The sequence below is a fragment of the Roseovarius sp. 217 genome (assembly GCF_000152845.1).
Lineage (GTDB): Bacteria > Pseudomonadota > Alphaproteobacteria > Rhodobacterales > Rhodobacteraceae > Roseovarius.
This window is the reverse complement of the sequence record NZ_CH902584.1, coordinates 1,806,687-1,818,963: the sequence shown is the minus strand read 5'-3', so window position 1 is coordinate 1,818,963 and position 12,277 is coordinate 1,806,687. Positions and strand designations below refer to the sequence as shown.

General features: G+C 62.5%; 11 protein-coding genes. 3 read left to right on the top strand and 8 right to left on the bottom strand.

Going from position 1 to position 12,277, the window contains the following annotated elements; all coding sequences use genetic code 11:
- The first annotated feature begins 115 nt into the window (after window positions 1-115).
- Window positions 116-1,759: an ABC transporter substrate-binding protein gene (locus ROS217_RS08710; protein WP_009817349.1), complete on the top strand. Its 1,644-nt coding sequence runs from the start codon at window positions 116-118 to the stop codon at window positions 1,757-1,759.
- Between the two features lie 50 nt (window positions 1,760-1,809).
- On the opposite strand, the gene ROS217_RS08705 is transcribed toward ROS217_RS08710, so the two are convergent.
- Both ROS217_RS08705 and ROS217_RS08700 read right to left on the bottom strand, forming a co-directional pair.
- Complete coding sequence (locus ROS217_RS08705) at window positions 1,810-2,349, bottom strand: NADPH-dependent FMN reductase (protein WP_009817348.1); 540 nt, start codon at window positions 2,347-2,349, stop codon at window positions 1,810-1,812.
- 180 nt (window positions 2,350-2,529) lie between these two features.
- Window positions 2,530-3,435: a LysR family transcriptional regulator gene (locus tag ROS217_RS08700; protein WP_009817347.1), complete on the bottom strand. Its 906-nt coding sequence runs from the start codon at window positions 3,433-3,435 to the stop codon at window positions 2,530-2,532.
- 193 nt (window positions 3,436-3,628) lie between these two features.
- Between ROS217_RS08700 and ROS217_RS08695 the strand changes: the two genes are divergently transcribed.
- Window positions 3,629-4,072: a DUF4399 domain-containing protein gene (locus ROS217_RS08695; RefSeq protein WP_040650464.1), complete on the top strand. Its 444-nt coding sequence runs from the start codon at window positions 3,629-3,631 to the stop codon at window positions 4,070-4,072.
- Between the two features lie 6 nt (window positions 4,073-4,078).
- On the opposite strand, the gene ROS217_RS08690 is transcribed toward ROS217_RS08695, so the two are convergent.
- The 4 genes from ROS217_RS08690 to ROS217_RS08675 all read right to left on the bottom strand — a co-directional run bounded on the left by ROS217_RS08690 (window position 4,079) and on the right by ROS217_RS08675 (window position 9,871).
- Window positions 4,079-6,106, bottom strand: a complete 2,028-nt coding sequence (locus ROS217_RS08690; protein ID WP_009817345.1) for an NADPH-dependent 2,4-dienoyl-CoA reductase — start codon at window positions 6,104-6,106, stop codon at window positions 4,079-4,081.
- A gap of 160 nt (window positions 6,107-6,266) precedes the next feature.
- Entirely contained in the window at window positions 6,267-7,415 is a 1,149-nt protein-coding gene (locus tag ROS217_RS08685; protein ID WP_009817344.1) for an alpha-D-ribose 1-methylphosphonate 5-triphosphate diphosphatase, read from the bottom strand.
- Window positions 7,412-8,146, bottom strand: a complete 735-nt coding sequence (locus tag ROS217_RS08680) for an esterase/lipase family protein (RefSeq protein WP_009817343.1) — start codon at window positions 8,144-8,146, stop codon at window positions 7,412-7,414. Before ROS217_RS08680 ends, ROS217_RS08685 begins: the two co-directional genes overlap by 4 nt.
- A gap of 39 nt (window positions 8,147-8,185) precedes the next feature.
- Window positions 8,186-9,871: a thiamine pyrophosphate-dependent enzyme gene (locus ROS217_RS08675; protein ID WP_009817342.1), complete on the bottom strand. Its 1,686-nt coding sequence runs from the start codon at window positions 9,869-9,871 to the stop codon at window positions 8,186-8,188.
- A 123-nt stretch (window positions 9,872-9,994) separates the two neighbouring features.
- Between ROS217_RS08675 and ROS217_RS08670 the strand changes: the two genes are divergently transcribed.
- Window positions 9,995-10,438 (top strand): NUDIX domain-containing protein, encoded by a 444-nt coding sequence (locus ROS217_RS08670; protein WP_040650462.1) that lies wholly within the window; start codon window positions 9,995-9,997, stop codon window positions 10,436-10,438.
- Here ROS217_RS08670 and ROS217_RS08665 read toward each other — a convergent pair.
- The gene (locus ROS217_RS08665; RefSeq protein ID WP_009817339.1) at window positions 10,405-11,283 is read right to left on the bottom strand and encodes a DMT family transporter; all 879 of its coding nucleotides are present in this window, start codon (window positions 11,281-11,283) and stop codon (window positions 10,405-10,407) included. The genes ROS217_RS08670 and ROS217_RS08665 overlap by 34 nt on opposite strands.
- A 157-nt stretch (window positions 11,284-11,440) precedes the next feature.
- Window positions 11,441-12,124: an aquaporin gene (locus ROS217_RS08660; RefSeq protein ID WP_009817338.1), complete on the bottom strand. Its 684-nt coding sequence runs from the start codon at window positions 12,122-12,124 to the stop codon at window positions 11,441-11,443.
- Window positions 12,125-12,277: the final 153 nt, after the last annotated feature.

The following is a 12,277-nucleotide window of genomic DNA, read 5'->3' as shown; positions in this document are numbered from 1 at the left end:
ATGACAGCGGCACGTTCAAAAAACACTGGCGCAGGGCACGGACCCTGCTAACACTACCGGCAAGACTGTTCAAAAACGACAGCACACCGACAACAAATTCAACAGGGAGAAGATAATGACCAATGACACCTCGCACGACAACGTGCGCCCGGTCGTCCGCAAGATGGCCGAGGACACCCGCGCCGGCAAGATGAGCCGCCGCGAATTCGTGGCGCTTGCTTCGACCTTCGGCGCATCCTCTGCGGCAGCCTATGGCCTCCTTGGCCTTGCGGCACCCGCCCCCGCCTATGCTCAAGAGGGCAAGACAGGCGGCGTGTTGCGCGTGGCCAGCCGGGTAATGGACATCACCGACCCGCGCAAATATGCGTGGTCCGAGCCGGGCAACCTGGCCCGTCAATTCTGCGAGCCGATGGTCCGCTGGGCCTCGGATTTCACCTTTCAGCCGATGCTGCTCGAAGCGTGGGAGGTCAGCGACGACGCCAAGACCTACACGCTCAAAGTGCGCCAGAATGCGGTCTGGAACAACGGCGACGCCTTTACCGCAGATGACATCATCTACAATCTCAACCGCTGGTGCGACAAGGCGGTCGAGGGCAATTCCATGGCCTCGCGCATGGGCACTCTGATCGACCCCGAGACCAACAAGGCCATTGATGGCGCCATCGAGCGCGTCGATGATTTCACCGTTCGCCTCAACCTGCCGCGCCCTGATATCACCATCATCGCGGGCATGTCGGACTATCCCGCGCTCTGTGTGCATTCGAGCTTTGGAGAAGATGGCGATCTGGCCAAAGCCCCCATCGGCACCGGCCCGTTTGAGCTTGTTTCGATCGAGATCGGTGTTGCTGCGGAATACAAGCGCCGCGAGAATGGCAAATGGTGGGGCGGCGATGTCTATCTCGACGGCATCCGCTTTATCGACTTTGGCGAGGACAACGCCTCGATCGTTGCTGCGTTTGACGGCGACGAAATCGACATCAACGACGAATCCACGGCCGATTTCATCGAATCCTACGACGCACTTGGCCTGACCAAACAGTCCAAACCCACGGCCAACACCATCGTCGCCCGCATGCGCGCCGATACCGCGCCCTATGACAGCAAAGACTTGCGTAACGCCATTCAATTGGCCTGCGACAATGCCGTGCTCTTGGCGATCTCGATCAATGGCGAGGGTGTGCCTGCGGAAAACCACCACGTTGCCCCGTTCCACCCGGAATATGCCGAACTGCCCGCTATCGCGGCAGACCCGGCCAAGGCCATCGAAATGGCACGCGCTGCGGGCCATGGCGATACAGAGATCGACATCATCTCGATTGATGGCGATTGGCGCACCACGACCACCGATGCCATCGGCGCGCAACTGCGTCAGGCCGGCTTCAACGTCAAGCGGACCGTGATCCCCGGCTCGAGCTTCTGGAACGACTGGACCAAGTATCCGTTCTCGACCACCAACTGGGGGCCGCGCCCCTTGGGTGTGCAGGTGCTGGCACTGGCCTATAAATCAGGCGAAGCGTGGAACGAATCCGGGCACGCCAACCCAGAGTTCGATGCCCTGCTTGACGAGGCGCTCGGCATTTTTGACGCAGACAAGCGCCGCGAATATTCCGCCAAGCTGCAAGCGATGTTGCAAGACAGCGGTGCGGTGATCCAGCCGTTCTGGCGCAATCAGGCGCTGCACCACACCGACAAGGTCAAGGGCGTGCAAGCGCATCAATTCCGCGAAATGCATTACGAGCAGGTCTGGCTCGACGTCTGATCGCCCCCGCCTGACAGATCGGGCCGCCCATGACGGGCGGCCCGTTTCATTTACGCCACCTCTGCACGCAAGACCGCCATCCGCTCGGTCAAGAGCTTGCGTGACATCTCATCCTTGAGCTTACCTTGATCGTCAAACGCGTTCATCGCCCCGGCAATCAACACAGCCGTGCCGGGCAAGAGCCGCGCTTGCAACTGGGTAAGGCAAGACAGCGTCATGAACTGCGCGGTCTCGCCCCCGGTGCGCCCCGCAGAGGCGGACACCACCACGACGGGTTTATCCTTAAAGGCCGCACCCGGCACCCGGCTGATCCAGTCCAGACCATTCTTGAGCACGCCAGTGATACCTTTGTTGTATTCCGGCGCTCCGATCACCACGGCATCCGCATCCTTGATCTGCTGGACGAGGTGCTTCACCGCGTCCGGCACGCCCTCCGCTTCTTCCAGATCGCCATCATAAAGCGGCAGCGCCAGATCGCCCTCGCTCACATCCGCCGGGCCAAAGGCCTCTGCCGCCTCGGCCAAAAGCATGCGGTTATACGATCCTTTGCGCAGCGATCCTGAAATCAACAAGAGCTTCGGGTTTGCCATCTGAAATCCTCTCAAGGGTTATAAACGTTCCGCGCACAAACTGGTGCGCGACACGGCATTTGGCAACCGTGACTGCCCGCACAGCCGCTGTGCAAGCTCTCAGAGCCCAAGAAAAACCCCGGCGCGGGGATCAAACCGCAGCCGGGGAAGTACCCGCCAAAGAGTGCGAGGAGGACGTCGTTACCAGTCCACCGGACCCTTGTCCGCGAATTGATGGACCAGAAAATCAATAAAGGCCCGCACCTTGGGTTGGGTGAACCGACCCGGCGGATAGACCGCATAAATGCCCTGCAATTCCAGCGGCAAATCAGGCATGGCATCTTCAATCAGCCCATCGGCCATGGCACGCGAATAGAGAAACGAGGGTAGATAAGCGATACCAAGCCCCGAAATCGCAGCATTCAGGAGGGATTGACCATCGTTGACGCTGAGCCCCCCCGCCGTGCGCACTTGCCGCTTTTCCCCGGAGGGCGCGGTCAGTTTCCACACCGCGCCACCTGCCTGACTCGAATAATGCAAGAGCTTGTGTTCGTTGAGATCGTCAATCTTCTGCGGCCGCCCGTATTTTTCAAAGTAATTCGGGCTGGCGATCATCCGCTTGGTGGTCTCTGTCAACTTGCGGGCGCGCAGCGTGCTGTCCTCCAACTCGCCAATGCGCACCGCCATGTCAAACCCTTCGGAGATCAGCTCGACATAGCGATTGTTGAGCACCATATTTACAGTGATGTCTGGGAATTCATCCAGGAATGTTCCCAACACCGGGCTCAGATGATTGACCCCGAAATCTGTGGCTACGGAAATCCGCAACAGGCCCGACGGGTCCGACTGCATCGAACTCACCAGCGCATCCGCCTCGCCCGCGTCATTCAGAACCCGCAATGCCCGATCATAATAGGCAAGCCCAATCTCTGTCGGGCTCACCCGCCGCGTGGTGCGGTTGAGCAACCTTGCCCCCAAACGGGCCTCCAGCGACGACACGTGCTTGGACACGGCGGATTTGGAAATGCCCATCTTGCGGGCTGCGTCAGTAAATCCACCCTGATCCACCACGGTGGCAAAGGCTTCCATCTCGGTCAGGCGATCCATACTCGTACCTCTGAGTTGCGTCTTGAAGATCTTTGTGACGGGAAAATCGGGCACAACTGGGGCGCTTGCCAGACAATATCTGGATTTCGTCGTCATCGTTCGCCAGCTGGAAACATGGAAACACCAAGCTGTGATTGTTGACGAGATACGTCAACGCACCACTTATGTTACCATATCCATCGGAGGAGCTACCATGACGCGCATCATTACACTCACTGCCGCCGCCTTTCTGAGCCTCACGAGCCCCCTCTTCGCCGGGGATACCCCCGCACCCGAAGGGGCCGAGGTCTATTTCGTCAATCTCGAGGATGGCGCCACCGTCACGGCACCGGTCACCGTCATCTTTGGCCTCAAAGGCATGGGCGTGGCCCCTGCCGGCACCGAAAAAGAGGCGACCGGGCATCATCACGTGCTGGTCAACCGCCCGCCTTTGGGTGAAGGGCCGGACGGTACCGAGGAGCTGAACGTGGGTCTGCCCGCCGATGACAACCACCGCCATTTCGGCGGCGGCCAGACACAGGTGACGCTGGATCTGGCACCGGGCACCCATACGTTACAACTGGTCATGGGCGACCTGAACCATGTGCCCCACGATCCGCCGGTGGTATCCGAGGTGATCACGATCACCGTCGAATAAGCCGCGTCAGAGCGCGGCAGCCAGCCGCGTGCCCTGGTCAATCGCGCGTTTCGCATCAAGTTCGGCGGCCAGATCCGCGCCGCCGATCACATGTGCCGTGACGCCCCGCGCCTCCAGAGCGTCGGCCAGGCTGCGCTCGCTCAACTGACCCGAGCAGAGCACGACAGTATCCGCCTCGATCAGCGTCGGGCGTTCACGCGCCTCGCCAAAACTCACATGCAACCCCGCCGCGTCAATGCGCTCGTAATTGACGCCGCCGATCATCTCGACGCCTTTCATCTTGAGCGCGGCACGGTGAATCCAGCCCGTTGTTTTGCCCAAACGCTTGCCGGGGGCTTCTGCCTTGCGCTGCAAGAGCGTGACCTTGCGCGCGGGCGGCTCTGGCTGCGGCCCCTGCGGCGACAGACCTCCGCGCACCTCTGCCGGATCGCCCACGCCCCATTCGGCGCGCCAGAGCGCGATATCCTCGGTCGGGCTGATCCCCTCATGCACAAGGTATTCGGACACGTCGAATCCAATGCCGCCCGCGCCCACAACCGCCACACGGCGACCCACCTCTGCGCCCCCCCGCAACACGTCGATGTAATTCACCACATTCGACGCATCCTGCCCCGGGATACCCGGATCGCGCGGGACAACGCCGGTGGCGATGATCACGGCGTCAAACCCGTCCAAATCCTCGGGACGCACCTCGTGCCCCAGCCGCAGATCGACGCCCGATTCGGCAACCATGGTGCCGAACCAGTCCACCAACCCGCGAAACTCTTCCTTACCAGGGATGACCTTGGCCATGTTCAACTGACCACCCAGTTCCGCCGCGCGATCAAAGAGCGTCACTTGATGCCCCCGCTCCGCCGCCGTAATCGCCGCCGAAAGGCCCGCAGGCCCCGCACCAACCACCGCAATCCGCTTGGACACCGTCGCAGGCGCAATCACCAATTCCGTCTCATGGCAGGCGCGCGGATTGACCAGACAGGATGTCAGCTTGCCCGAGAATGTGTGATCGAGGCACGCCTGATTGCACGCGATGCAAGGCGCAATCGTGGCGCTGCGTCCCGCCACCGCCTTGTTGACGAATTCCGCATCCGCCAGAAACGGCCGCGCCATGCTGACCATATCGGCAGCGCCCTCCGCCAGCACCCCCTCGCCCACTTCGGGCGTGTTGATCCGGTTCGAGGTGATGACGGGAATCCCCACCTTGCCCATCAGCTTTTTCGTGACCCAGGCAAAACCCGCACGCGGCACGCTCGTCGCAATCGTGGGGATCCGTGCCTCATGCCAGCCGATGCCGGTGTTGAGGATCGAGGCACCCGCACCCTCGATTTCTTGCGCCAGTTGCACCACCTCGTCATGGGTGCTGCCACCCGGCACCAGATCAATCATGCTGAGCCGGTAGATGATGATAAAGTCAGACCCCACCGCCGACCGCGCCCGGCGCACCACCTCGATCGGCAGGCGCATACGGTTCTCATAAGAGCCACCCCAGCGATCCTCGCGCTTGTTGGTATGGGTCACAAGAAACTGGTTGAGGAAATACCCCTCAGACCCCATGATCTCGACCCCGTCATAGCCTGCCTCGCGCGCACGGGTTGCGGCGGTGACGATATCAGCGATCTGTTTCTCGATCCCGTCCTCATCCAATGCCTTGGGCGTAAAGGGTGAAATCGGCGACTTGATGGCCGAGGCGCTCACGCATTCCTTGCCATAGGCATAGCGCCCGGCATGCAGGATCTGCATCGCGATGAGACCACCTGCCTCATGCACCCGGTCCGTGACGATCTGGTGATTGGCGATATCCTCGGGCGTAAAGAGCCCCGCCGCACCGGGAAACACGCCCCCCTCGCGATTGGGCGCCATGCCACCCGTAACCATCAGACCGACACCGCCCCGCGCGCGCGCTGCATAAAACTCCGCCACCCGGTTCCAGTCGCGGGTTTCCTCCAACCCCGTGTGCATGGACCCCATGAGCACGCGGTTTTTCAGCGTCACATGTCCCAGATCGAGCGGGCTTAGAAGATGCGGATATTCGGACATGGCTGACCTCCCTTGGCTGCCTCGCACCATGGCTTGGGCCTACGATCTTGTCACCCCGAAACGCTGCGTTACGCAGTGGGCCGGTGAGAGCGCCTGCGCAGCGGCCCCACAGAAACGATCCGGCGCGCGCGTTGACCACGGCCATAACAAACCTGGACCCTTACCCGACAAAGCGCCGTGCCACCTCGCCCGCCATATAGCTCACACGCCCGCCCGCAAGCGTAGCCATCACACGCCGTGTCTCGGGCTCGATGACCACCAGATCAGCCCGCAATCCCGCCTGCAACACACCGCGATCCTCCAGCCCAAGCACCTCTGCCGGACCGCGCGAGACAAGCCGCCATGCCGTTGCCAGATCACAAACCCCGCCATCCGCGAGAAAAAACGCCGCGCGCTTGAGCGAGGGGTAGTGATAATCCGACGCCAGCGCATCCACGAGGCCCATCGCCACCAGATCGACCGCGCTGACATTGCCCTTGTGTGACCCACCACGCACCAGATTGGGGGCGCCCATGATGACGCTATCGCCACCCGCGCGCGCCTCTTCGGCGGCTTCCAGTGTCTCGGGGAATTCGGCAATCGTCATGCCGCGCGCCCGCGCCACGCGCCGCGCCTCGGCGGTCCCGTCATCATGGCTCCCCAACCGCACACTCTGCGCGCGCAACCCAGCACTCAACCGTTCCAACGCAGGCCCGACCTCGGTTATTCTGTCATGCAATCCCTGAATGAACTCCAGATGCTTTTCGGGATTGCGCCCAATCCGAAGCGCCTGCCCGGTCAACCCCTGAGGCCGCTTGCCCGCCGCCAATGCCGCATGCGGCAGGTGATCGTTGAACACAACATAGCCGATGCCATGCCGCGCTACCATCTCGAGCACCGCATCATAATCCTCAAGCAAGGACATCTCGAACCGCAATTGCGCCAGCAAATCCGTGTCAACCCTGCCCCGCACCTCTCCGAGCGCGTCGAACACACGGTCCGCAAACTCCGCACCGCGCATCCCACCTTCCCAGCTATAGAACTGCGCCAGAACGGCGGTGGTGATGCCATTGGCGGCCAGTTCCGCCTCGGTCGCGATCATGCCTTGGGCAAGATCCTTCATCGCACCGCGCCGGGGGGCCAGATGCCGCTCGAACCCGTCACCATGCACATCGACGAGGCCGGGCAGAACCATGTATCCGCTTAGATCAATCTCTCGGCCCTCAGGCGCATCGGTGACAAGCCCGTCGCTGAGGGACAAATCCCCATTCTCAAGCCCGTCAGGCCGCAGCACCTGCGCCCCGCGCAATGTCACAGTCAGCACGCTCATCCTCCACGCCGCCCAAACAGAACATCGCCCAAACTCAGGCCATGGTCGAATTGCCCATGCTCCAGAAATTCCCCGATCTGCGCGATCACGAGCGGGTTGTTCATCAGGAATGTATGCGTCACCGGCAGGGTGATGTGATCCGCCATGCCTTCGACCCTTGTCGAGGCGACCGAGACCTTGCCATCGTCCGGCCCGTCGATCAGGCTGGAAAAATAGGGGTTGAGCGAGCGGGTGCCGGCGATCACCCCCAACTCGAAATCCACCGGCGGCAGGTTTTCCGGCACGCCGCCCGGCCCGGTTTCCAGTTGCAGCCCCGCAGGACCGTTGAGCCAGCGAAAAAGCTCGAGACCGCCCAGTTCATCCACCAATTCGCTGCCATGATTGGGCGGGGCCAGCATCACGACCCGGCCCATCTGGTCGGGGCGATTTTTCTGGAGCCAGAGCCGCAAGAGAATGCCACCCATGGAATGCGTGACGAAATGCACCCGTGTGTCGCCACAGACCCGCACGGCAAAGGGCAGTGTCTCACGCGCAAGCCGCTCGATTTCTTCTTCGGTCGACGGGTAATCGGGGCTGAAAACATCATAGCCGCGCGCCTCAAGCACCTCTTGCAGGATCACAAAGGACACATCAGAGCGCGCCAGCCCATGCAAGAGCACCACGCAATCGGCCCGCGCCGCCGTGGTCCAGAAGGCCAAGACTAGGCCCGCAAGGATGGTCACTCTGCTCATGTCGCCCCCATAGGCGCAAATGCGCGCGCTGAACAGGGGCTACGCGCCGTCCCGTTTGCGCAGCCCCGCCGCGCGCATCTGGCTCAGCGTCACCCGCGGGGTCAGCGCCTCGGGTGAGATCACGAGATCAAGCACAGCACCGGTGGGCGAGGCGCAGGCGCGCACAAAGGCGTCCGCGAACTCCTCGGTCCGCTCCACCCGTTCACCGTGAAATCCATAGGCGCGCGCCAGGGCCGCGAAATCCGGGTTGACCATATCGGTGCCCGAGACGCGTTCGGGATAGGTCCGCTCTTGATGGGCACGGATGGTGCCGTAGATGCCATTGTTGAGGATCAAAATCACCGGCTGTGCGCCCGCCTGCGCGGCTGTAGCCAATTCCTGACAGGTCATCTGGAAATCACCGTCGCCCGCGAAACAGACCACGCGCCGCTCCGGATACATGACTTTGGCGGCAATCGCCGCCGGGACGCCATAGCCCATGGCCCCCGATTGCGGGGCCAGAAGGCGCATTTGAGGCCCGTATTTCAGGAACCGCCCCGACCAGATCGCGAAATTTCCCGCACCGTTGGTGATGATCGCATCCGCGGGCAGCACCTCGCGCAGATGGGCTGTCACCTTGCCCATATCGACAGGCGAAGGCAGGTCCGGCAAATCAAACCCCGCCTCATAGCCTGCGCGCGCCTCTGCCCGCCAAGCGGCCCAATCACCCGCGACCGGCCCGCCCGCGTTCAGCGCACGCACAAAGCCATTCGGCCCCGCCTGAATGCCCAGTTGCGGCTGATAGACCTTGCCCAGTTCCAGATCAGAGCCATGCACATGGATGAGGCGCTGCTTGGGTTCGGGTAGGTCAAAGACCGTGTAACCATCCGTGGAGTTTTCACCAAACCGATTGTTGATCGCCAGAATCACATCCGCCTCAGCCAAGAGGCGGCGCACATTGGGCACCATGCCCACACCCGCCTCGCCGCAAAAAACCGGCGCGTGATTGTCGAACTGATCCTGATAGCGAAAGACCGAGACGACCGGGATGTCGGACCCCGCCGCAAATTCTTCCAAATCTGCGCGACCGGCCTCTGTCCAGTTGCAGCCGCCGTAGAGGATGAGTGGTCGCTGGGCCCCGGCCAGCATGTCGCGCGCCCGCGCCATGGCCTCTGCACCCGGTTCCGGCTCTGGATACGTCCCCGGCCCAGAGAGCGGCCGCACCTCGGTCACATCGGTCAGCATATCCTCGGGCAGCGCCACAACCACGGGACCGGGGCGGCCCGTCACAGCGGTTTTCCACGCCCGCGCCACGATCTCGGGGATGCGACCCACCTGATCAATCTCGACCGCCCATTTCACCATCGTGCCAAACACGGCACGGTAATCCAGTTCCTGAAACGCCTCGCGCCCCTTCATATCGGTGCCCACCTGGCCGACAAAGAGGATCATCGGCGCGCTGTCCTGCATCGCGGTATGCACCCCGATCGAGGCATTGGTCGCCCCCGGCCCGCGCGTGACCCAAGCGATGCCGGGACGGCCCGTCAGCTTGCCATAGGCCGCCGCCATATAGGCAGCACCGCCCTCCTGTCGGCAGAGCGTGAAATCGAGCCGCCCGGCAGTGTCATGCAATGCATCCAATACGGCAAGATAGCTCTCTCCCGGCACGCCGAAACTGTGCCGCGCCCCAAGCGCCAACAGGCACTCCACCAACAATTGCCCCCCTTTGCGCGTGTTCTTTGCCATGCTGGATCCTTTCCATGTGTTGCGCGCAAGCTGGACCAAGGCCGGGTCCAAACACAACCCCTTTTCAGCCGGCCTCGTGCCGCATACCCTCTGACCGCAACGCCCCATATGTCAGGTCCGCCCATGCCCTCGCCTCGCCTCGCCGCCCGCGCCGTGATTGTGGACAAGGGGCGGCTGTTGCTGGTCAATGCCTATGCCGATGCCGCCAGCACGCTCTGGTGTGCGCCGGGCGGTGGGGTCGAAGCGGGCACCTCGCTGCCCGACAACCTGATGCGCGAGGTTCACGAAGAAACCGGCCTCACAATCCGCGTCGGCACCCCCTGCCTGATCAACGAGTTTCATGCGCCCAGCACCGGCTTTCATCAGGTCGAGGTGTTCTTTCGCTGCACGGTGGTTGCAGGCACGCTCTCGGACGACTGGCGCGATCCCGAACGCATCGTCTGCCGCAGGCGTTGGGTGACAGAGACTGACATGGAGGACTTGCGGGTCAAGCCCGACAGTCTGGCGCGCGTCGCCTTTCAACGCGGGATGGGTTACGATCCACTCGAGGAAATCGTCGGCCCCTGAGCACGCCTTGGGATCACCGAAACCGCGACGCCACCCAGCACCAGCGCGCTTGCCAGCACGAATTCCGCGCTCAGCGCCTCGCCCAGAAAGAGCATTCCACCGGCCATGGCGATGATCGGCACGGTCAGCTGCGCCACCGCCGCAACCGAGGCGGCCAGCCGGGGCAAGAGACTATACCAGAGCGCATAGCCCAGACCGGATGTCACCGCCCCCGACAGCACCGCGAGCACAACGCCCTGAGCCCCGATCACGATCCCCTCCGCGCCCTTGGGCACCAACCAGCCGACCAATAGGCCCACGGGGGCAGCCCAGATGAAATTCGCCGCTGTGGCCATCAACGCGTCGCCCGACCGTCTTCCGCTCAACGAATAGACACCCCAACCCACGCCGGCCGCCGCCATCAAGAGGCCATGGAAGACGCTCACCTGTGGTCCCGCTCCGGGCCAGAGCAGCCACGCAAGCCCGCCAAAGGCCAGCCCGGCCCCGGTCCAGCGGCGGACCGGCATCGCCTCCCGCGCGAGCAGACCGCCTGCAAACATGGTGATCTGCACCACGCCAAACAGGATCAGTGCCCCCAGACCGGCATCAAGCGCCCGGTAGGCCAAGGAAAACCCATAAAGATAGACAAGAAGCGATAGCACCCCAACCACACGCCCCGGCCCCAAAAGCTGCACCCGACCACGCAACACCAGACACAAGACACCCAACATCACCGCGCCTGAGACAAGGCGAATAACCCCAAAACTGACCGCATCTATGCTTCCCCCTGCCAAGGCCATTCGGTTCAGCACCGAATTGGCGGCAAAGGCGATCAGGGTGAGGGTGGTCAAGAGAAAGAGGCGCATGGCCCTTTGCTACCCGCTCTCGCGCGCGGGGTATAGTCAGATGATCGTGAAAGCGCCCGCCTTCATCGTTCTGCAAATACTCAAATTCCGACCTTGCCGCCGGATCATGCCGGTGCCGGGATGGGGCCGCCCTTGGGCGACCCCAGATACCGGTGGCTCAGCTTTGCGCATCCAACTGGCCGCTGCGAAACAGCAGCCCTGCCGCCACGGTGCCAATCACCGGGGCCACGATAAAGAGCCACAGTTGCGCCAGCGCCGTGCCACCCACGAATACCGCAGGCCCGATCGAGCGCGCCGGGTTGACTGAAACACCCGTCACGTTGATGCCGACGAGATGGATCACCACAAGGGCAACGCCGATGGCCAGCCCCGCCAGATGGGCCGGCGCGCCTTTGCCAGTGGCACCAAGGATCACGACCATGAAGAGAAAGCTCGCCACCACCTCGAAAATGAAGGCCGCGGTCATGGCGTATTCGCCCAGATAGCCCGGACCCCAACCATTCTGGCCCAGCCCGTTCTGTGCGACGCTGTAATCCGCCTTGCCGCTGGCGATCAGCATCAAAACGCCCGCGCCAGCCAAAGCGCCGAGGATCTGCGCCACAATATAGCCCGCCGCCTCGGACAGAGACATACGGCCCGCCGCCACCGCCCCCAAGGAGACAGCAGGGTTGATATGGCAGCCCGACACCGGACCGATGCCATAGGCCATGCCAATCAGCGCAAAGCCGAAGGCAAAGCTGATGCCCGCAAGGCCGATATCGCCCCCGGCAAGCACCGCCGCCCCACAGCCAAAGAGAACAAGAGTGAAAGTGCCGATGAACTCGGCCAGTTGCTTTTGCATTGGAAACCACCTGCTGAACTTGTTTAACAGGCGTAGAGTATCGCGGATTTCGATCTGTGGAATGGGGAATTTTCGGTGTTTGGGTTACATCTTTGATGCCGTGCCACCGTCCAAAGAAAAGGGGCCACCCGAAGGCAGCCCCGATCCGTTAGA

Bases quoted from the DNA above. Each gene is read 5' to 3' on its own strand.
- ROS217_RS08690 (WP_009817345.1), bottom strand. From the start codon at position 6,106: ATGTCCGAATATCCGCATCTTCTAAGCCCGCTCGATCTGGGACATGTG.
- ROS217_RS08675 (WP_009817342.1), bottom strand. From the start codon at position 9,871: ATGGCAAAGAACACGCGCAAAGGGGGGCAATTGTTGGTGGAGTGCCTG.
- ROS217_RS08680 (WP_009817343.1), bottom strand. From the start codon at position 8,146: ATGAGCAGAGTGACCATCCTTGCGGGCCTAGTCTTGGCCTTCTGGACC.
- ROS217_RS08665 (WP_009817339.1), bottom strand. From the start codon at position 11,283: ATGCGCCTCTTTCTCTTGACCACCCTCACCCTGATCGCCTTTGCCGCC.
- ROS217_RS08700 (WP_009817347.1), bottom strand. From the start codon at position 3,435: ATGGATCGCCTGACCGAGATGGAAGCCTTTGCCACCGTGGTGGATCAG.
- ROS217_RS08670 (WP_040650462.1), top strand. From the start codon at position 9,995: ATGCCCTCGCCTCGCCTCGCCGCCCGCGCCGTGATTGTGGACAAGGGG.
- ROS217_RS08705 (WP_009817348.1), bottom strand. From the start codon at position 2,349: ATGGCAAACCCGAAGCTCTTGTTGATTTCAGGATCGCTGCGCAAAGGA.
- ROS217_RS08695 (WP_040650464.1), top strand. From the start codon at position 3,629: ATGACGCGCATCATTACACTCACTGCCGCCGCCTTTCTGAGCCTCACG.
- ROS217_RS08685 (WP_009817344.1), bottom strand. From the start codon at position 7,415: ATGAGCGTGCTGACTGTGACATTGCGCGGGGCGCAGGTGCTGCGGCCT.
- ROS217_RS08660 (WP_009817338.1), bottom strand. From the start codon at position 12,124: ATGCAAAAGCAACTGGCCGAGTTCATCGGCACTTTCACTCTTGTTCTC.
- ROS217_RS08710 (WP_009817349.1), top strand. From the start codon at position 116: ATGACCAATGACACCTCGCACGACAACGTGCGCCCGGTCGTCCGCAAG.